At 68.1% G+C, this 18,331-nt stretch carries 17 protein-coding genes and 1 tRNA gene; 12 read left to right on the top strand and 6 right to left on the bottom strand.

Features of this window, described 5'->3' with window-relative positions:
• Nucleotides 1-84: 84 nt before the first annotated feature.
• Nucleotides 85-810, bottom strand: a complete 726-nt coding sequence (locus VXD91_RS19660; protein ID WP_226520764.1) for a lytic murein transglycosylase — start codon at nucleotides 808-810, stop codon at nucleotides 85-87.
• Nucleotides 811-1,003: 193 nt separating this feature from the next.
• Here VXD91_RS19660 and efeU point away from each other — a divergent pair, with 193 nt between their 5' ends.
• The 3 genes from efeU to efeB are packed head-to-tail and all read left to right on the top strand — an operon-like array spanning nucleotide 1,004 to nucleotide 4,357.
• On the top strand, nucleotides 1,004-1,900 hold the full coding sequence (gene efeU, locus VXD91_RS19655; protein ID WP_346416170.1) for an iron uptake transporter permease EfeU: 897 nt from the start codon (nucleotides 1,004-1,006) through the stop codon (nucleotides 1,898-1,900).
• Nucleotides 1,897-3,057 carry an iron uptake system protein EfeO gene (gene efeO, locus VXD91_RS19650; RefSeq protein ID WP_346416169.1) on the top strand — a complete coding sequence of 387 codons (1,161 nt, stop codon included), beginning with the start codon at nucleotides 1,897-1,899 and terminating at the stop codon, nucleotides 3,055-3,057. Before efeU ends, efeO begins: the two co-directional genes overlap by 4 nt.
• A gap of 28 nt (nucleotides 3,058-3,085) precedes the next feature.
• Nucleotides 3,086-4,357, top strand: coding sequence for an iron uptake transporter deferrochelatase/peroxidase subunit (gene efeB, locus VXD91_RS19645; protein WP_346416168.1), 1,272 nt, complete (start codon nucleotides 3,086-3,088; stop codon nucleotides 4,355-4,357).
• Here efeB and VXD91_RS19640 read toward each other — a convergent pair.
• The 3 genes from VXD91_RS19640 to mfd form a co-directional block, all read right to left on the bottom strand.
• Complete coding sequence (locus tag VXD91_RS19640; RefSeq protein ID WP_133427954.1) at nucleotides 4,330-4,617, bottom strand: hypothetical protein; 288 nt, start codon at nucleotides 4,615-4,617, stop codon at nucleotides 4,330-4,332. The genes efeB and VXD91_RS19640 overlap by 28 nt on opposite strands.
• 565 nt (nucleotides 4,618-5,182) lie before the next feature.
• Nucleotides 5,183-6,124, bottom strand: coding sequence for a nucleoside triphosphate pyrophosphohydrolase (locus VXD91_RS19635; protein ID WP_346416167.1), 942 nt, complete (start codon nucleotides 6,122-6,124; stop codon nucleotides 5,183-5,185).
• Nucleotides 6,121-9,771, bottom strand: coding sequence for a transcription-repair coupling factor (gene mfd, locus VXD91_RS19630; protein WP_346416166.1), 3,651 nt, complete (start codon nucleotides 9,769-9,771; stop codon nucleotides 6,121-6,123). The genes VXD91_RS19635 and mfd overlap by 4 nt, the downstream gene beginning before the upstream one ends.
• Before the next feature lie 107 nt (nucleotides 9,772-9,878).
• Here mfd and VXD91_RS19625 point away from each other — a divergent pair, with 107 nt between their 5' ends.
• On the top strand, nucleotides 9,879-11,126 hold the full coding sequence (locus tag VXD91_RS19625; protein ID WP_060999250.1) for a diaminopimelate decarboxylase: 1,248 nt from the start codon (nucleotides 9,879-9,881) through the stop codon (nucleotides 11,124-11,126).
• Between the two features lie 23 nt (nucleotides 11,127-11,149).
• Here the strand turns inward: VXD91_RS19625 and VXD91_RS19620 are convergent, their stop codons facing one another.
• On the bottom strand, nucleotides 11,150-11,743 hold the full coding sequence (locus tag VXD91_RS19620; RefSeq protein ID WP_346416183.1) for a TetR/AcrR family transcriptional regulator: 594 nt from the start codon (nucleotides 11,741-11,743) through the stop codon (nucleotides 11,150-11,152).
• An 85-nt stretch (nucleotides 11,744-11,828) separates the two neighbouring features.
• On the opposite strand from VXD91_RS19620, the gene VXD91_RS19615 reads away from it, so the two are divergent.
• The 8 genes from VXD91_RS19615 to pth all read left to right on the top strand — a co-directional run bounded on the left by VXD91_RS19615 (nucleotide 11,829) and on the right by pth (nucleotide 17,755).
• Nucleotides 11,829-11,900 (top strand) — tRNA-Gln (locus VXD91_RS19615).
• A 37-nt stretch (nucleotides 11,901-11,937) separates the two neighbouring features.
• On the top strand, nucleotides 11,938-13,380 hold the full coding sequence (gene glmU / locus VXD91_RS19610) for a bifunctional UDP-N-acetylglucosamine diphosphorylase/glucosamine-1-phosphate N-acetyltransferase GlmU (RefSeq protein ID WP_346416165.1): 1,443 nt from the start codon (nucleotides 11,938-11,940) through the stop codon (nucleotides 13,378-13,380).
• A 103-nt stretch (nucleotides 13,381-13,483) separates the two neighbouring features.
• Nucleotides 13,484-14,464: a ribose-phosphate diphosphokinase gene (locus VXD91_RS19605; RefSeq protein ID WP_318986724.1), complete on the top strand. Its 981-nt coding sequence runs from the start codon at nucleotides 13,484-13,486 to the stop codon at nucleotides 14,462-14,464.
• Complete coding sequence (gene arsC, locus VXD91_RS19600; RefSeq protein WP_318986725.1) at nucleotides 14,465-14,803, top strand: arsenate reductase (glutaredoxin); 339 nt, start codon at nucleotides 14,465-14,467, stop codon at nucleotides 14,801-14,803. It abuts the gene before it with no gap.
• Nucleotides 14,800-15,459 (top strand): LpqN/LpqT family lipoprotein, encoded by a 660-nt coding sequence (locus VXD91_RS19595; protein WP_318986726.1) that lies wholly within the window; start codon nucleotides 14,800-14,802, stop codon nucleotides 15,457-15,459. The genes arsC and VXD91_RS19595 overlap by 4 nt, the downstream gene beginning before the upstream one ends.
• 24 nt (nucleotides 15,460-15,483) lie before the next feature.
• Nucleotides 15,484-16,353, top strand: coding sequence for an oxidoreductase (locus VXD91_RS19590; RefSeq protein ID WP_346416164.1), 870 nt, complete (start codon nucleotides 15,484-15,486; stop codon nucleotides 16,351-16,353).
• 151 nt (nucleotides 16,354-16,504) lie between these two features.
• Entirely contained in the window at nucleotides 16,505-17,173 is a 669-nt protein-coding gene (locus tag VXD91_RS19585) for a 50S ribosomal protein L25/general stress protein Ctc (RefSeq protein ID WP_318986728.1), read from the top strand.
• A gap of 6 nt (nucleotides 17,174-17,179) precedes the next feature.
• Nucleotides 17,180-17,755 (top strand): aminoacyl-tRNA hydrolase, encoded by a 576-nt coding sequence (pth, locus tag VXD91_RS19580; RefSeq protein WP_346416163.1) that lies wholly within the window; start codon nucleotides 17,180-17,182, stop codon nucleotides 17,753-17,755.
• A 76-nt stretch (nucleotides 17,756-17,831) separates the two neighbouring features.
• On the opposite strand, the gene VXD91_RS19575 is transcribed toward pth, so the two are convergent.
• Nucleotides 17,832-18,095 (bottom strand): hypothetical protein, encoded by a 264-nt coding sequence (locus tag VXD91_RS19575; RefSeq protein ID WP_138248077.1) that lies wholly within the window; start codon nucleotides 18,093-18,095, stop codon nucleotides 17,832-17,834.
• Nucleotides 18,096-18,331 lie beyond the last annotated feature (236 nt).

The raw sequence follows: 18,331 nt of genomic DNA, 5'->3' as shown, positions 1-18,331 counted from the left end.
GCGTCACGGACTCGTGCGAACGCCCATCAGCCTAAACGGTGCCAGGGTGTGAAGTGCGTCAGCTACCGGTAGCTATTCGCAGACCTATCTCTGGTGCCCGTTCGCGTACGCCGTCGCCCAGTCCCGCACGGCGCGAGCGTAGTCGTCGGACAGGTTGTAGGCGTGCAGCGCGTCCATCCAGCCGTGCGGACTGGACAGATCCTTGCCGCGGTAGCAGAGGTAACCCGCCGCCGACAGCGCGGCGTCGTCGATGTTGTCGGGGCTGGCGAAACCGGTGTTGTTGGCGTCAACGCCGTACAACCGCCAGGTGTCCGGGATGAACTGCATGGGCCCCATGGCGCGGTCGACGGCGTCGTCGCTGTCCATGCTGCCCGAGTCGGAGTCCGGAATCCGCAGATTGTTCATGGTGCCGTCGAGTGGCACACCGCGAATCGGGGGCGTGACGTCACCGTTCGGGGCGATGGTCGCGCCACGATAGGTGCCGTGGTGACTCTCGACCATGCCGATGCCGGCCAGGGTCGTCCACGCGATGTGGCACTTCGGGTTCTCGACCTCGGCCACGCGCGCGGCGTACCCGTAGGCCTCCAGGGCCATGACCGGAATGCCGAGAGGTGGGGCCAGATGCTCGGCCCAGTCATGCAGCTGGTCCGCGCCCCGCCCCTTCACGTGGGTGTTGATCGGGGGCACGGCGGGCCCGGGCGGCGGCGGTACTCCGCGCAGGTAGCCGGGTTGAAATGAGCAGCTCGAGGCCATCAGGAGCGCCGTCGCGGCGACAACAGCGCTCGCCCGCAGCCATCGCGCTCGCAACACCGGTACTCCCCTATACCCAGAGATTTCGACGGATTCGTCGTCCCGTCATCGTCGCATGCCGGGCTGAGTGCGCCCCGAAGCGCAAGCTTTCCGGCACGAAGGTACGACGGTCGCTCATCCGCTGATAAGGTTGGCTTGCCTTCCTTTGGCAAGGCAAACCTGTGTTGCCGTTTAGTCTATCTAAGGATTGCGGATGACCACCACTTTCGCGGTCTCGACATCGCTGGTCGCCGCCGGCCCCGGCGTCTCCTCACAGCTATTTGGCAGCTTGCTGATCGGGCTTCGCGAAGGCCTGGAAACTGCGATCGTCGTCACCATCCTGATCGCCTTCCTCGTGAAGTCCGACCGCCGCGACGCCCTCAAATGGGTCTGGCTCGGCGTCGCCGCCGCCATCGCGATGACCATCGGCGTGTTCCTCTCCATCCAGCTCAGCGAGAACACCATCTCCGGCCTGGCGGCCGAGGCCATCGCCGGCGTCGCCTCCCTGGTAGCGGTGATCATCGTGACGACCATGGTGCTGTGGATGCGCAAAGCCGCCGCCACCATCTCCGGCGAGCTGCGCAGCGACATGGCGCGCGCCCTGGAGACCGGCGGCATGGCCGTTGCCACGCTCGCGTTCCTGGCCGTCGGCCGCGAGGGCGTCGAAACGGCCCTGTTCATGGTCGGCTACGCCAACGCGTCAACCGCATGGCCGCTGATCGGACTCGTGATCGGCCTGCTGATCGCCGTCGTCGTCGCGTACGGCATGTACGCCGGCGCGGTACGGATCAACCTGGCCAAGTTCTTCAAATACACCGGCGCGTTCCTCGTCGTCGTCGCCGCGGGCATCCTGTCGTACGCCGTCCACGCGCTGCAGACCGTCGGCTGGCTGCCCGGCCTGGGCGCCAAGGCCTTCGACATGACGGGCGCCTTCAACTGGTCGTCGTGGTACGGCCAGGTGATCCAGGGCGTCTTCAACATCAGCCCCGCCCCCTCGATCCTGCAGTTCGTCTGCTGGCTGGCCTACCTTCTGGTCGTCCTGACGCTGTTCCTGCGACCTGTCGCAGCCAAACCCGCCCCTGCTGCCTCCCTCGAAAGGTCCGCTAAGTGAAACTCGCTGCCCTCAACGTCAAGACCGGCGTGGCCGCCTCGGCGGCCCTGCTCGCCGGCCTGACCGCGGTCTCCGCGTGCACCTCCAAGTCGGACGAGAACAAGTCCGCCTCCGGCGAGATCACCGTGACCGCCTCCGACGACGCCTGCAAGCTGTCGGCGACGTCCGCCAAGACGGGCACCAGCACCTTCGTCGTCACCAACAACGGCACCAAGGTCACCGAGTTCTACGTGTACGGCCCCGGCGACAAGGTCATGGGTGAGATCGAGAACGTCTCCCCCGGCCTGCAGCGCAAGCTGATCGTGCAGCTGCCCGAAGCCGGCACCTACAAGACCGCGTGCAAGCCCGGCATGGTCGGCGACGGCATCCGCGGCGACTTCACCGTCACCGGCGACACCGTCAAGATCGACGACACCGGCAAGTTCAAGGACGCCGCGGACTTCTACAAGAAGTACGTCGTCGAGCAGACCACCGCCCTGGTGCCCGCCACCGAGGCGTTCGCCGCCGCCGTGAAGAAGGGTGACGTCGCCGGCGCCAAGGCGCAGTACCCGAAGGCGCGCACCTTCTACGAGCGCATCGAGCCCGTCGCCGAGTCGTTCCCGGACGATCTGGACCCCCGGATCGACCTGCGCGAAGCCGACGTCAAGCCGGGCGACAAGTGGACCGGCTTCCATGTCCTGGAGAAGCAGCTGTGGGTCACCGGGCTGCAGCCTTACGCGGGCGCCCTCGCCGACCAGCTGGTCGCCGACGTCAAGGAGCTCGAGGCCGGCGTCAAGGATCCGAAGTGGACCATCGACTCCACCAAGATCGCCGGTGGCGCGCAGGAACTGCTGGACGAGATCGCCAAGACCAAGATCACCGGCGAAGAAGACATCTTCAGCCACACCGACCTGTGGGACATCCAGGCCAACATCGAGGGCTCGCGCACCGCGGTCGGCTCAGTGGACCCGATCCTCGACGAGCGCAACCCGCAGTTGGGCAAGGACGTCGACGCGGCCTTCGAGAATGTCCAGAAGCTGCTCGACAAGTACCGCGAGGGCGACGGCTTCATCTCGTACGACAAGGTGACCGAGCCGCAGCGGCAAGAACTTTCGCGCGCCGTCGACGCCTTGAGCAAGGAGGTCAGCGAGGTGCAGGGTGTCGTCGCCAAGCAGTGAGCCCCAGCCGGCGACCACTGAGCCGACCGTGACCGAGTCCGGTGGGCTCAGCCGGCGCAAGCTCTTCGGCGCGGCCGGGGTGACGGCCGCCGTCGTCGGCGCCGCCGCCACCGGCGCGCTGGCCGGCCGCTCCTCCGCGGCCGTCGTCGACAACAGCCTGCGCAACCCGGTGCCGTTCCGCGGCACCCACCAGGCGGGCATCGTCACCGCCGCGCAGGACCGGATGCATTTCGCCACCTTCGACGTCACGACGGACAAGAAGTCCGACGTCGTGGCGATGCTGAAGAAGTGGACGGAGATGGCCGAGCGCATGACGCTCGGCGAGGAGGCCGTCGCGCACGGGGCGGTCGGGCTCAACCCGTACGCCCCGCCGGCCGATACCGGTGAGGCCCTTGGGCTTTCGCCTTCCGCGCTGACCCTGACCATCGGTTTCGGCCCGACGTTCTTCCGCAAGGACGGCAAGGACCGGTTCGGCATCGATGGGCAGCGGCCCGCGCACCTGGTCGACCTGCCCAAGTTCCGCAACGAGACGCTCGACCCCAAGCGCTGCGGCGGTGACATCGTCGTGCAGGCCTGCGCCAACGACCCACAGGTCGCGGTGCACGCCATCCGCAACCTGGCCCGCGTCGGGTTCGGCACCGTCGCCGTGCGGTACTCGCAACTCGGGTTCGGCCGCACGTCGTCGACCACCGTCACGCAGTCCACGCCACGAAACCTGTTCGGGTTCAAGGACGGAACGAACAACCTGAAGGCCGAGGACACCTCCGCCATCGACCAGCACGTCTGGGTCGGCTCCGGCGACGGACCGGCCTGGATGACCGGCGGCGCGTATCTGATCAGCCGCCGCATCCGGATGCTCATCGAATCGTGGGACCGCACGGTGCTCGCGGAGCAGGAGCGGGTTATCGGGCGGCAGAAGGGCAACGGCGCACCCAACGGGTACACCGACGAGTTCACCCCGCTCGACTTCGAGAGCAAGGGCGCCGACGGCGCACCGCTGATCGACGTCGACTCGCACGTGCGGTTGGCCTCACCCGAGGCCAACAAGGGCGCGAAGATCCTGCGCCGCGGGTACAACTTCACCGACGGCTCAGACGGTTTCGGCCACCTGGACGCGGGCCTGTTCTTCATCGCGTTCGTCCGCAACCCGGCCGAATCGTTCATCCCGATGCAGAAGTCGTTGTCCGACAACGATGCCCTCAACGAATACATCACGCACACCGGCAGCGGCATCTTTGCCTGCCCGCCGGGTGTGCGTGATGGTTCGTCGGACTACTGGGGATCGACGCTGCTCGGCTGAGACTCGGGCTGCTCGGCGGTGCGGTAACGGTTGTAGAACGCGAGCGACGCGACCGCTGCGGCGGCACCGATGACACCCCACAGTGCGATCTGGAAGACCAGCGAACCGAACAGGAAGTCGTAGGTCATGGTCAGGTACAGCGACCAGGCGACGCGGTAGCCCGACCAGAAGGCCAACAGGCCGGTGCTGATCGCGATGATCAGGCTCTGCTGGCGGTCGAAGCGGTTGACGTGCTGTTCGATGGCGGCGGGGAGCTTCATGGTGATTCCTTCCTCAGGTTTCTCCGACGCTCGTCGGTCGGCGTCGTTGGAGCAATCACACCGGGGCCCGGCGGCTACCGATCCCAAGTTCTGGGGCCTTGCGGGTGTGTCGGTAGTTGGGCCGCGACCGTGCGCACAGATCGCAGATCCAGCCGAATGGGCGCTCTAGCTGCACATTCGCGGTGGCGGGCGCATTGTTGCAGTCACTGTCACCACACCAGGCACTTGTGTCGCCGGCCAGGAGACGGACCGATGCGCCCCCTCTGTGCGACAACCCGCTCAGGATCCGCCGTCGCTCGAACGCAACTGGGTGGCGGAAAACCAGCCCGAGAGTCGCCGTGCAGTTGCGTTCGGACGCTGCAGCGCACCGTCTCAGCCGGCGCGGCCCACGGTGTTTCGCCAGCGCAGCGGCGGGGCGCCGAACCGCCGGCTGAACGCCCGGCTGAAGCCGGCCTCGGCGGAGCGCATCAGCCCGCGCAAGATCATCGAACTCGACGCCAGCCACGCGTCGCTGGCTTCACAGGCGGTGGCGGTAGCCGACCTTATCGACGAGGCCGCGACTCAGTCACCCCTGAGGCCAGTGCTCCCGCCACTCGTCCTCTGACACCGCACCCAGCGGCGCCGCATCCAATTCCACCGCCACTTCGTCGCCGCGGCGGGCGGCGACGATGCGACGCTCGGCCTCGCGGACGGTGTCGATGAACTCGAGAGCCACTGTGCGCAGAGCGCTTTCGGCGTCGGTGTCGGCCGACACCGTCACCGCAGTCAGCCCGGCCGGAAGCAGGTCGGCGGGCAGCCCGGCTGCGTTCGCCCGTTCAAGCAGCTTCTGCGCCAACGCCAATGCCGGCAGCGCCGTCGGCACCTCGTCCATGCACGAAGTCCGCGCCGCCTTTTCCAGCGCCTTGCGCTCTTCCCACTGGGCGATCTGGTCTTCCAGCGAAATCTCTTGTCCGGCAAGCACTGCCGGGACCCGGTTGCCCAGCTTACGAATCAGGGTGTCGGCGACGTCGTCGATGCCGAACGGGTGCAGCGGTGCGTCTTCGGCGATGCGGGCGTGAAACAGCACCTGCAGCAACACATCTCCGAGTTCCTCACGCACGTCGTCGGCGTTGCCGCCCCGGACCGCGTCGAACAGCTCGTAGGTCTCCTCCAGCAGATACCGGCGCAGCGAGTCGTGTGTCTGCTCGCTCTCCCACGGGCCGTTGGTCCGCAGCTTGTCCATCATCGTGACGGCGTCGATGAGCCGCTCTCCCGGTTGCGAGCCATCCGCCGCGATGAGCTTCTCGCCGGCCGCGAGCCGGGCCCGCACCTGCGGATGTTCCGGATCGGAGGACAGCAGCACCGGCGCTGGGGTGTCGGCGTCGCCGTAGGCCGGCCGGCCCGACGGCAACGACCACGGCACCTTGACGGGCAGTTCCTCGGTGTACTGCACGTCACCGGTGAGCAGGACCAGCGCGTCGATCGGCATCAGCGAGGGGCGGCGCGGATCGACCAGGACGACAGTCATGCGCGATCCGCCTCTCCCACTGCGTTACCTCCCAGGTCGGTGATGTCGACTTCACCCGCCGCTTTCCCGTCGAGCACCAGCAGCAATCCGGCCACCGCGCGCGCCAGCTCCAGGTCCCGGATGCGCGGTGCACCGACCCCGGCACCGGCCCGCGGAATGGGGATCTGGACCGTCGACGTGGTGGCCCGGTACGTCGCGCCGGGATACATCCGCTTGAGCCGCAGCTGCCCCGAGTCCATCAGCGTCAGGGGCGTCAGACGGATCGTCGAGTCCGAGATCGCGGTGACCTCGGTGACGCCGTACTCGCGGCACAGCAGCCGCAGGCGCGCCACCGCGACGAGGCGCTGCGCGGGTTCGGGCAGCGGTCCGTAGCGGTCCACCAACTCCTCGACGACAGCCGCCACGGCCGCGTGATCGGACGCCGCGGCCAGCCGGCGGTAGGCCTCGAGCCGCAGCCGGTCGCTGCCGATGTAGTCGGGCGGCAGGTGGGCGTCGATCGGCAGGTCGACCCGCACCTCCTTCGGTTCCTCCACGGCCGCAATGGTTTTCCCGTCCACCGCGGCCCGGTAGGCCTCGACCGCCTCGCCGACCAGCCGGACGTACAGGTCGAAGCCGACGCCCGCGACGTGCCCGGACTGCTCGACACCGAGCACGTTGCCGGCGCCGCGGATCTCGAGGTCCTTCATCGCGACGGCCATACCGGCGCCGAGGTCGTTGTTCTGCGCGATGGTGGCCAGCCGGTCGTGCGCGGTCTCGGTGAGCGGAACCTCGGGCGGATACAGGAAGTACGCGTAGCCGCGTTCGCGGCTGCGGCCCACGCGGCCCCGCAGCTGGTGCAGCTGCGACAGGCCGAAGGTGTCGGCGCGCTCCACGATCAGCGTGTTGGCGTTCGAAATGTCAAGGCCCGTCTCGACAATCGTGGTGCACACCAGGATGTCGTACTCGCGGTTCCAGAAGCCCTCGACGGTCTTCTCCAGCATTTCCTCCGGCATCTGCCCGTGCGCCACGACCACCCGCGCCTCGGGCACCATCGCCCGCACCCGCGCGGCCGCGTTGTCGATCGACTTCACCCGGTTGTGGATGTAGAACGCCTGCCCGTCGCGCAGCAGTTCGCGCCGCAGCGCCGCGGCGACCTGCTTGTCGTCGTGCGGCCCAACGTAAGTCAGCACCGGGAAGCGTTCCTCCGGCGGCGTCAGGATCGTCGACATCTCCCGGATGCCCGCCAGGCTCATCTCCAACGTGCGCGGGATCGGGGTGGCGCTCATGGTCAGCACGTCGACGTGCGTGCGCATCGACTTGATGTGCTCTTTGTGCTCGACGCCGAACCGCTGCTCCTCGTCGACGATCACCAGGCCGAGGTCTTTCCACGTGACGCCGGTCGCCAGCAGCCGGTGCGTGCCGATCACCACGTCGACCGAGCCGTCCTTCAAACCCTCGACCACCAAACGGGATTCGGCCGGATCGGTGAACCGGGACAGACCCTTGACGGTCACCGGGAACCCGGCCATGCGCGCGGTGAAGGTCTGCAGGTGCTGGTCGGCCAGCAGCGTCGTCGGCACCAGCACCGCGACCTGCTTACCGTCCTGCACGGCCTTGAACGCCGCGCGGACCGCGATCTCGGTCTTGCCGTAGCCGACGTCACCACAGATGACGCGGTCCATGGGGACCGGCTTCTCCATGTCGGCCTTGACCTCGGTGATGGCGGTCAGCTGGTCCATGGTCTCGGTGAAGCCGAACGCGTCCTCCATCTCGGCCTGCCACGGGGTATCGGGGGCGAACGCATGCCCCGGCGCGGACTGCCGTTTGGCGTACAGCGACACCAGCTCGCCGGCGATCTCGCGAACGGCCTTGCGCGCCTTGGTCTTCGTGTTGGTCCAGTCGCTGCCGCCGAGCCGGCTCAGCGTGGGCTCGGTGCCGCCGACATAGCGGGACAGCTGGTCCAGCGAATCCATCGGCACGTACAGCCGGTCGGACCCACCGCCACGTTTGGCGGAGGCGTATTCGAGCACCAGATATTCGCGCCGGGCGCCACCGACCACCCGCTCGGTCATCTCGACGAACTTGCCGATGCCGTGCTGGTCGTGCACCACCAGGTCGCCGGCCGTCAACGCCAGCGGGTCGACGACGTTACGCCGTTTGGCGGCAAGCCTTTTGCCCTCGGTGACCCCGGCGCGGTTACCCGTCAGGTCGGTCTCGGTGATGATCACCAGGTTGACGCCGGGCAGCACCAGACCGTCGTGCAGCGGGCCCTTGAGCACGCCGACCACACCGGGCCTGGGCACCTCGCCGGGCTCCAACATCGCCCCGGCGACGTCGGATTCGCCGAGCTGCTCGACCACGCGGTGCGCGGTACCGGTGCCCGGAGTCACCACCGCGGCGAGCCCGCCGGTGGCGATGTGCGCCCGGAGCATCGCGAAAATCTCCTCGAGGCTCTGCTGGCTGCGGGCCGACGGCGCCGGCCGGATGTCGACCTCTGCGGCCGACTCATTGGCCAGCTGGCTCAGCGTCCACCACGGGTGGCCACCGGCGGCCGCGGCCTCCCGGACCTCCACGAAATCCCGGAAACCCGAACCACCAAGCTGCTCAACATCAATCGGTGCGTCGCCGCCCACGGCGGCCACCGACCACGAGGCCTCCAGGAACTCGCGGCCCGTCTTGATCAGATCGGCGGCGCGGGTGCGCACCTTCTCCGGGTCGCAGATCAGCAGCGGCGCACCGGCGGGCAGCCGGTCGGTGAGCAATGCCAGTTCGCCCGGGCGCAGCACCGGAAGCAGTGCCTCCATGCCGTCGACCGGGATGCCCTCGGCGAGCTTGGCCATCATGTCGGCGATGCTGCCGGTGACCTGGTTGTCGCTGCTGGGCAGGCCCGCCCCGATCTCGGCGGCGCGTTCGCGGACATCCGCGGTCAGCAGCAGTTCGCGGCAGGGCATCGCGATCACCGTGTCGACCGCGATCTCGGGGATGGACCGCTGGTCGGCCACCGAGAACATCCGCATCTCGGTGACCTCGTCGCCCCAGAACTCGACGCGCACCGGGTGCTCGGCGGTCGGCGTGAAGACGTCGAGAATGCCGCCGCGGACGGCGAATTCGCCGCGCTTGCCCACCATGTCGACGCGCGTGTAGGCCAGCTCGACCAGCCGCGCCACGGTGTCGTCGAAGTCGGCTTCACCGCCGATGGTCAGCGTCACCGGCTCGGCGTCGGTGACCCCGCCGGCCAGCGGTTGCAACAGCGACCGGGCCGTGGTGACCACCACGCGCAGCGGCGGGCCGAGGCGGGCGTCGTCGGGCCGCGCCAGCCGGCGCAGCACCGTCAGCCGGGCACCCACGGTGTCCACGCCGGGCGAGAGCCGCTCGTGCGGCAGCGTCTCCCACGACGGGAACAGCGCCACGGCGTCGCCGTGGACGGCCCGCAGTTCGGCGGTGAGGTCGTCGGCCTCGCGACCGGTGGCCGTGACGACCAGCACCGGACCGGCGGCGGCCAGCGCGGCCGCGACCGGGAGCCGCGCGCTGACCGGGCCCACCAGAGCCTGCTCGGCGACACCCTCAGCGGCCTGCCGCGTCAGTTCCTGCAGGCCAGGATCGGTGAGTGCGAGTTGGACGAGCCCCGCCAACGGGGTTTGGATCGATTGCTGCCCCGGGGAGGTCATGATGACTCCGATTGTAGTTCGCAGGACTTCGTCAATATTGGGCACCGTCCCGTCAAGGGATCGTCAACGGGGCGCTCACCGGGCGATTCCGGGCGCAGGGTGGATCCATGACACTGCTCGACATCCTGCCGTCCCTGCGGGGCGCCATGCGTCCGCGCATCGACACCACCATCTGGCCGCTGACCACCCAGGTCGACGCCTTGGGACGACTCTGCGTCGGGTCGGTCGCGCTCACCGACGTGGCCGACGAGTTCGGCACGCCCGCATATGTTCTGGATGAGGCGGACTTCCGCAAGCGGGCCCAGCACTACCGCGCCACGCTGCGCGGCGTCGAGGTCGTCTACGCCGCCCAGTCCCTGCTGACCAGGACCGTTGCCGGCTGGGTGCACGAGGCCGGCCTCGGCATGGCGGTGTGTTCGACGGCCGAGCTGGCCACGGCCCTCGCCGGCGGCATGGACCCGGCGCGCATCGTCGTCCACGGCAGCGGCAAGTCGGTCGACGAGCTGGCGACCGCCGCGGGCGCCGGCGTCGGCCGCATCGTGCTGGACTGCCCCATCGAGATGGCCTACCTGGCGGGCGTCGCGCGCCGGCGGCAGGCCGTGCTGCTGCAGGTCCGGCCCGGTGTCGACGTGCTGCCGACCGTCCGCCGGGCGCTCGCCACCCCGCAACTGCCGCTGGCCGGCCTGTACTGCCACCTCGGCACGCAGATCGCCGAACCGGAGGTGTACGTCGAGGCCGTGCGCGGTCTCGTCGACACCATGACCGATGTGCGCGCCGCCCACGGCGTCGTGCTCACCGAACTGAACATCGGCGGCGGCCACGCCATCGCCTACCGGACCGGCGAACCCGAACTCGACGTGGCGGCCCTCGCCGATTTCCTGGAAGACGCCCTCGACGCCGCCTGCGCCGCCAACCGCTTCCCCCGGCCCCGGCTCGTCGTCGAACCCGGCCGCGCGATCAGCGGCCGGGCCGGCGTGACGCTGCACCGCGTGCAGTCGGTGTCGGCCCGCACCGACGGCCGCGCCGTCGTCACCGTCGACGGCAGCCACCCGCACTCGGCGCCGGTCGCGAATTACACTGTCACCCTTGCCAATCGGCACCCGCTCGGGCCCACGCGACCCGCCACCGTCCTCGGCCGCGACGGCACCGTCATCGCCGACGACCTCGACCTGCCCGACGACGTCCACCCCGGCGATCTGCTCGCCACCGCGTGCACCGGCGCCTACCACCACAGCACGGCGTCGAACTTCACCATGACGACCCGGCCACCGGTCATCGCCGTGTGCGACCGCCGGGTCCGGGCGCTGATCCGCCGGGAGACCACGGCGGACCTGCTGCTGCGCGACTGCGGCTAGGACCCCGTCAGCCGAACGTGAACTCAGTTCTCGTGCAGCTCGGGATCCGACTCGAGATGCGTCAGGCCGTTCCACATCAGATTGACCAGGTGCGCGGCGACCACTTCCTTCTTCGGTTCGCGGGTGTCCAGCCACCACTGCGCGGACATCGACACTGAGCCCACGAGCGCCTGCGCATAGAGCGGCGCCAGCTCCGGGTCGAGCCCGCGGCGGGAGAAGTCACCGGCCAGGATCGAGCTGACCTGGTTGACCGCGTCGTTGAGCAGCGTCGAGTAGGTGCCCGAGGTAATGGCCGCCGGCGAATCCCTGATCAGGATGTGGAAGCCGTCGGTGTGCTCCTCGACGTAGGTCAGCAGCGCCAGCGCCACCCGCTCGACCCGGACCCGCGACCGGTTGTTGGTCAGTGACGACGTGATGCCGTCGAGCAGCGCGGACATCTCGCGGTCGACGACGACGGCGTAGAGGCCTTCCTTACCGCCGAAATGCTCATAGACGACGGGCTTGGAGACGTTGGCGCGCTGCGCGATCTCCTCGATGGACGTGCCGTCGTAGCCGCGCTCGGCGAAAAGCGACTTGGCGATCTCGATGAGCTGCTGACGGCGTTCACTGCCGGTCATGCGCGCACGAGGGCTGCGCGCTCCGTTCTCCGCCGCTGCCATGGTCGCCAGCCTATCCGCTTGCATTAGAGTCTCTGGCGAGTAATCCGTCGTGGTGTAATCGGCAGCACCTCTGATTTTGGTTCAGATAGTTCAGGTTCGAGTCCTGGCGACGGAGCTGTAAAGCGCGACCATCCGCGTAGAGAGAGGCGTACGTGACTCGAGGCGAAGCCGCTGTCATCGTCCTGGCGGCCGGGTCGGGCACCCGGATGCGCTCCGACATCCCGAAGGTCCTGCATACGCTGGCCGGCCGCAGCATGCTGGCACACGCGCTGCATGCCGTCGCCAAGGTCAATCCGACGCACCTCGTTGTGGTGGTCGGCAAGGAGCGCGAGCGCGTCACCGCGCATGTGCACGAGATCGCGGGCGGCCTCGGGCGCAGCGTCACCGTCGCCATCCAGGACGAGCAGCTCGGTACCGGGCACGCCGTCAGCTGCGGCTTGTCCGCACTGCCCGGCGACTTCGCCGGCACCGTCGTCGTCACCGCGGGTGACGTGCCGCTGCTCGACGCCGACACCCTCGCCAATCTCGTCGATACCCACGCCGCCGCGACCGCGGCGGCCACCGTGCTGACCACGACCGTCACCAACCCGACGGGCTACGGCCGCATCCTGCGCACGCAGGACCACGAGGTGATCGGCATCGTCGAGCAGGCCGATGCCACCGAATCCCAGCGCGCCATCCGCGAGGTGAACTCCGGGGTGTACGCCTTCGACGCGGCCGCCCTGCGCTCGGCACTGAGCCGGCTGCGCTCCGACAACGCGCAGCAGGAGCTCTACCTCACCGACGCCATCTCGATCGTGCGCGGCGACGGCCAGATCGTGCGGGCCCACCATGTCGACGACAGCGCGCAGGTCTCCGGCGTCAACGACCGTGTGCAGCTGTCCGAGGTGGCCGCCGAACTGAACCGCCGCATCATCGCCGGCCACCAGCGCGCGGGCGTCACGGTCATCGACCCGAGCACCACCTGGATCGACGTCGACGTGAGCATCGGCCGCGACACCGTCGTGAGGCCGTGTACCCAGCTGCTGGGCGCCACCGACGTCGGCGCCAACTGCGTCATCGGCCCCGACACCACGCTGACCGACATGGAGGTCGGCGACGGCGCCGAGGTTATCCGCACCCACGGGCAGCTCGCGGTCATCGGGGCGGGCGCCACCGTCGGCCCCTTCACGTATCTGCGGCCCGGCACCGAACTCGGCGCCGACGGCAAGCTGGGTGCGTTCGTCGAGGTGAAGAACTCGAAGATCGGCACCGGCACCAAGGTGCCGCACCTGACCTACGTCGGGGACGCCGACATCGGCGAGTACAGCAACATCGGCGCGTCCAGCGTCTTCGTCAACTACGACGGTGAGAACAAGAACCGCACCACCATCGGTTCCCACGTGCGCACCGGCTCGGACACGATGTTCGTCGCACCGGTGACCGTCGGCGACGGCGCCTACACCGGCGCCGGCACCGTGGTCCGCGAGGACGTACCCCCTGGTGCGCTGGCCGTTTCGAAGGGTGAGCAGCGCAACATCGAAGGCTGGGTCGAGCGCAAACGCCCCGACTCGAAGGCCGCAGCCGCAGCCCGGAAAGCGCGCGGCGAGAGCTGAGCTCGATGTTTGTTGTTGGTGTTCTGGTAACCCGGCAACAGTTCCGGGTTACCGGCAAGTACCATTACCGCGTATCGATCCCCCACCGCGAAAGCAGCACACAGTGGCCACGGACTGGACCGACAACCGCAAAAATCTGATGCTCTTCTCGGGGCGCGCGCACCCCGAACTGGCCGAACAGGTGGCCAAAGAGCTCGGCGTCGAGGTCACCCCGCAGACATCCCGGGACTTCGCGAACGGCGAGATCTTCGTCCGTTTCGACGAGTCGGTGCGCGGCAGTGACGCCTTCGTGCTGCAGAGCCACCCCGCGCCGCTGAACCACTGGCTGATGGAACAGCTCATCATGATCGACGCGCTCAAGCGCGGGTCGGCCAAGCGGATCACCGCGATCCTGCCGTTCTACCCGTACGCGCGCCAGGACAAGAAGCACCGCGGCCGCGAGCCCATCTCGGCCCGCCTGGTCGCCGACCTGCTCAAGACCGCCGGCGCCGACCGCATCGTCTCGGTCGACCTGCACACCGACCAGATTCAGGGCTTCTTCGACGGTCCGGTCGACCACATGCGCGGCCAGTCCCTGCTGTGCGGCTACATCGGTGACAAGTACTCCGACTCCGACCTCGTCGTGGTCTCCCCCGACTCCGGCCGCGTGCGCGTCGCCGAGAAGTGGGCCGACTCGCTGGGCGGCGTGCCCCTGGCCTTCATCCACAAGACCCGCGATCCGCTGGTCCCCAACCAGGTCAAGGCCAACCGCGTCGTCGGTGAGGTCAAGGGCAAGACCTGCATCCTGACCGACGACATGATCGACACCGGTGGCACCATCGCCGGCGCCGTGAAGCTGCTGCGCGAAGACGGCGCCAAGGACGTCATCATCGCCGCCACGCACGGCGTGCTGTCCGACCCGGCGGCCCAGCGTCTCGCCGACTGTGGCGCCCGCGAGGTCATCGTCACCAACACGCTGCCCATCACGCCGGACAAGCAGTTCGACGCCCTGACCGTGCTGTCGATCGCGCCGCTGCTGGCCTCGACCATCCGCGCGGTGTTCGAAAACGGCTCGGTCACCGGCCTTTTCGACGGATCCGCCTAAATGGCCCGGATTTACCACAACCCGAAGTGCTCGACCTCCCGCAAGACGCTGGATCTGTTGCGGGAGAACGGCGTTGAGCCCGAGGTCGTGCAGTATCTGAAGACGCCGCCGTCCCGGGCCGAGCTCGCGGCGATGATCGAGGATGCGGGCATCGACGTGCGCACCGCGGTGCGCAAGCGCGAAGCCCTCTACGCCGAGCTGAATCTGGCCGAGGCCACCGACGAGCAGTTGCTCGACGCCATGGCGGAGCACCCGATCCTGATCGAGCGGCCCTTCGTCGTCACCGACAAGGGCACCCGGCTGGCCCGCCCGATCGACGCGGTCCGCGAGATTCTGTGATCCTGCAGCGGATCGGTGGGGCGGTGCTGTCCATTGCGACCGCTCTCACCCTCGCCGCATGCGACGCGAAAACGCCTGACTACAAGTCGATCTGGTCGACGACGCCGACCACCAGCACGACTCCGGTGGACAAGGCCAGCCTGATCCCGTTCCCCGACTACCTGAACAAGCTCGGCGTGCAGAGCAAGCAGGTCGTCCCGGACCAGCTCACCGACCTCAAGGTGTCGCTGCCGCGGCCACCGGGCTGGACGGGCTACAAGAACCTCAACTACTCGCCCGGCACCGTGACGATCGCCAAGAACGACACCTATCCCCTGGCGATGCTGATGGTGTTCCAGCTGTCCGGCGACTTCGACGTCAAGGACGCTCTCAAGCACTCCGACGCCGACGCGCTGCTGTCCGAGAACTTCAAGAAGCTCTACAGCTCGAGCGAGGACTTCCAGGGTTATCCGTCGGCCATGATCGAGGGCAGCTACGACCTGCACAACCGCCGGATGCAGTCGTACAACCGGATCGTGATCGCCCAGCCGTCGCCGCCGCGCCCGGGCATCCACTACCTGATCCAGCTGACCGTCACGACGTACGCCGAACAGGCCAAGGAGCAGGCCGGCGACATCGAGACGATCATCAAGGGCTTCTCCGTCGGACCGAAGTAGCGGCGCCGCACTAAGCTCGCCGTCATGAGCGAATGGACCGCCGCGGACCTTCCTTCCTTCGCCGGCCGCACCGTCATCGTCACCGGGGCCAACAGTGGCCTCGGCGAGGTCACCGCCCGTGAGCTGGCCGGCGTGGGCGCCAAGGTCATCCTGGCCTGCCGCAACACCGCCAAAGGCGACGCCGCGGCCGCGGGCATGACCGGCGACGTCGAGGTCCGTCCGCTCGATCTGCAGAGCCTGGCCTCGGTGCGTGAGTTCGCCGCCGGGGTCGACAAGGTCGATGTCCTGATCAACAACGCCGGCATCATGGCGGTGCCCTTCTCGGTGACCGAGGACGGTTTCGAGAGCCAGATCGGCACCAACCACCTGGGCCACTTCGCCCTGACCAACCTGCTGTTGCCCAAGATCACCGACCGCGTCGTCACGGTGTCGTCCGAGCTGCACCTGCTGGGCTACATCAGCCTCAAAGACCTGAACTGGAAGTCGCGGCCGTACTCGGCCTGGCTGGCGTATGGGCAGTCGAAGCTGGCGAATCTGCTGTTCACCAAAGACCTGCAGCGCCGGCTGTCGATCGCGGGCTCGCCCGTCCGGGCGCTGGCCGCGCACCCGGGCTACTCGGCCACCAACCTGCAGGGCCACACCGGCAATGAGTTCGGCGACAAGTTCTGGCTCGCCGCCAACAAGATCGCCACCGACGCGTCCTTCGGTGCGCGCCAGACGCTGTTCGCGGCGTCGCAGGACCTGCCGGGCAACACGTTCGTCGGCCCGAAATTCGGCTTCCGTGGGCCGACCGGCCCCACCCAGCTGATCAAGCCGGCCGCCCGTTCGGCGCGCACCGCGACGGCGCTCTGGGACCTGTCTGCCCAGCTCACTGCCACTGAATTTCCGCTGTAAGGGGCGTTTCCGCTAGTCTGGCTCACGATCACGGCGAGGGTCGGTCCGATTTCGGGCCACCGTTATCGACGGGAATTCACAGCACGTATGTGCGCAGATATCCCAGCCCTGGCCGTGCCACCCAGTAGATACGGCATCAGGAGCGATTCACATGGCCAAGAACGCGGCCCCCACCTCGAACAATCTGACCGCTGCGGTCCGCACCCGGACCGGCAAGGGCGCCTCGCGTCTGGCCCGTCGCGAAGGCCGCGTGCCCGTTGTCCTGTACGGCCACGGCACCGACCCCCAGCACCTCGAGATCAACGCCCACGACTTCGCTGCCGTGCTGCGTAACTCGGGCACCAACGCGGTGCTGACCCTGGACATCGCCGGCAAGGAGCAGCTCGCGCTGACCAAGCAGGTCGTCGTTCACCCGATCAAGCGCAACATCGAGCACGCCGACCTGATCGTCGTGAAGCGTGGCGAGAAGGTCACCGTCGACGTGAACGTCCTCGTCGAGGGCGACGCCGCCCCCGGCACCCTGGTCACCCAGGACGCCAACACCATCCAGATCGAGGCCGAGGCCCTGTCGATCCCCGAGTCGCTGACCATTTCGGTCGAGGGCGTCGAGGCCGGCACCCAGATCCTGGCCGGCCAGGTCGAGCTGCCCAAGGGCGTCACCCTGGTGACCGACGCCGAGACCCTGGTCGTCAACGTCGTCACCGCGCCGACCGCTGAGGACCTGGACGCCGAGGGCGCCGGCGAGGAAGAGGCCGCTTCGGGCGAAGAGGCCGCTGCCGAGGGCGAGGCGGCCGAAGAGGCCGCTGCCGAGTCGGAGTAGTCCGCTTTGGCCGAGCCACTGCTGGTGGTCGGCCTGGGCAATCCTGGGCCGCGCTACGAAACAACGCGGCACAACGTTGGATTTCTGGTTGCCGACATCCTGGCCGAGCGCATCGGCTCAGGATTCAAGGTGCACAAGAAATCCGGAGCTGAGGTCACCACGGGCCGGCTGGGAGGCCGGTCCGTGGTGCTCGCCAAGCCGCGCACCTACATGAACGAATCCGGCAGGCACGTCGGGCCTTTGGCGAAGTTCTATTCGGTCGCGCCCGCCGATGTCGTGGTGCTCCACGACGAGTTGGACATCGATTTCGGCCGCATCCGGCTCAAATTCGGCGGCGGCGAGGGCGGCCACAATGGCCTGAGGTCCGTGGCTTCGGCCTTGGGCACCAAGGATTTTCAGCGCGTCCGCATCGGCGTCGGCCGCCCGCCGGGGCGTCAGGACCCGGCGGCGTTCGTGCTGGAGAACTTCAACTCGAGGGAACGGCCCGAATTGGGCGCCATTCTCGAACAAGCAGCCGACGCAACGGAATTGCTGCTGCAGCACGGCGTCGAGGCGGCGCAGAACACCGTCCACGCCTGGTAGCCATTTCGGCCGTAAACCACGAAAACCCCCAAATTCCACCGAATTTGGGGGTTTTCGCGTATTGGTCGCGAAAGAACTATCCGCAGATGTGTTGCCGGTCGACGGCATCGGTGTAGCAGTTGCGGCGGCCCTGCGCGCCCACGCGCGAGCTCTGGGTGGTGTCCTGGGTACGGACGCCCGGGGTCGCCTTGATCGCCACGCTGCCGTTGGTCTCACAGGTGGAGGTTGCGCCGGAGTCCTGACAGGTCGGGCGGGCACCTGCGACGGGCGCCATGATGCCGCTGACCGAGGCCAGGCCCACCAGCAGAGCTGCCATCGTGCGCTTGCCTTGATGAGTCATGTCACCTTCTCACTTTCGGGGGAAGGCCGTCTGTCTCTCAGCCTGCCTTCTGGCCCCCGCATGTTAGTTCGACTATATGTTTCGGCCATGTGACCGTGCCATGAACTCATGGCAAACTCACATGTCCGTGAGCAGCCGAAATGCGGTGACCTGGTGATCTCGAAAAAGGCGGTGAGCAACGTCACCGGATGGCCGAGGAACTTTCGTATGCAACGGAATTCGTCACGACCGCTGCG

Source organism: Mycobacterium sp. SM3041 (genome assembly GCF_039668335.1).
Classification (GTDB): domain Bacteria; phylum Actinomycetota; class Actinomycetes; order Mycobacteriales; family Mycobacteriaceae; genus Mycobacterium.
The sequence above is the reverse complement of the archived record's forward strand: the minus strand, read 5'-3'. Positions and strand labels throughout refer to the sequence as shown.

Coding starts and splice junctions, on each gene's coding strand:
- efeU (WP_346416170.1), top strand. CDS start 1,004: ATGACCACCACTTTCGCGGTCTCGACATCGCTGGTCGCCGCCGGCCCC.
- VXD91_RS19640 (WP_133427954.1), bottom strand. CDS start 4,617: ATGAAGCTCCCCGCCGCCATCGAACAGCACGTCAACCGCTTCGACCGC.
- VXD91_RS19635 (WP_346416167.1), bottom strand. CDS start 6,124: ATGACTGTCGTCCTGGTCGATCCGCGCCGCCCCTCGCTGATGCCGATC.
- mfd (WP_346416166.1), bottom strand. CDS start 9,771: ATGACCTCCCCGGGGCAGCAATCGATCCAAACCCCGTTGGCGGGGCTC.
- VXD91_RS19625 (WP_060999250.1), top strand. CDS start 9,879: ATGACACTGCTCGACATCCTGCCGTCCCTGCGGGGCGCCATGCGTCCG.
- VXD91_RS19620 (WP_346416183.1), bottom strand. CDS start 11,743: ATGACCGGCAGTGAACGCCGTCAGCAGCTCATCGAGATCGCCAAGTCG.
- arsC (WP_318986725.1), top strand. CDS start 14,465: ATGGCCCGGATTTACCACAACCCGAAGTGCTCGACCTCCCGCAAGACG.
- VXD91_RS19590 (WP_346416164.1), top strand. CDS start 15,484: ATGAGCGAATGGACCGCCGCGGACCTTCCTTCCTTCGCCGGCCGCACC.
- VXD91_RS19585 (WP_318986728.1), top strand. CDS start 16,505: ATGGCCAAGAACGCGGCCCCCACCTCGAACAATCTGACCGCTGCGGTC.
- VXD91_RS19575 (WP_138248077.1), bottom strand. CDS start 18,095: ATGACTCATCAAGGCAAGCGCACGATGGCAGCTCTGCTGGTGGGCCTG.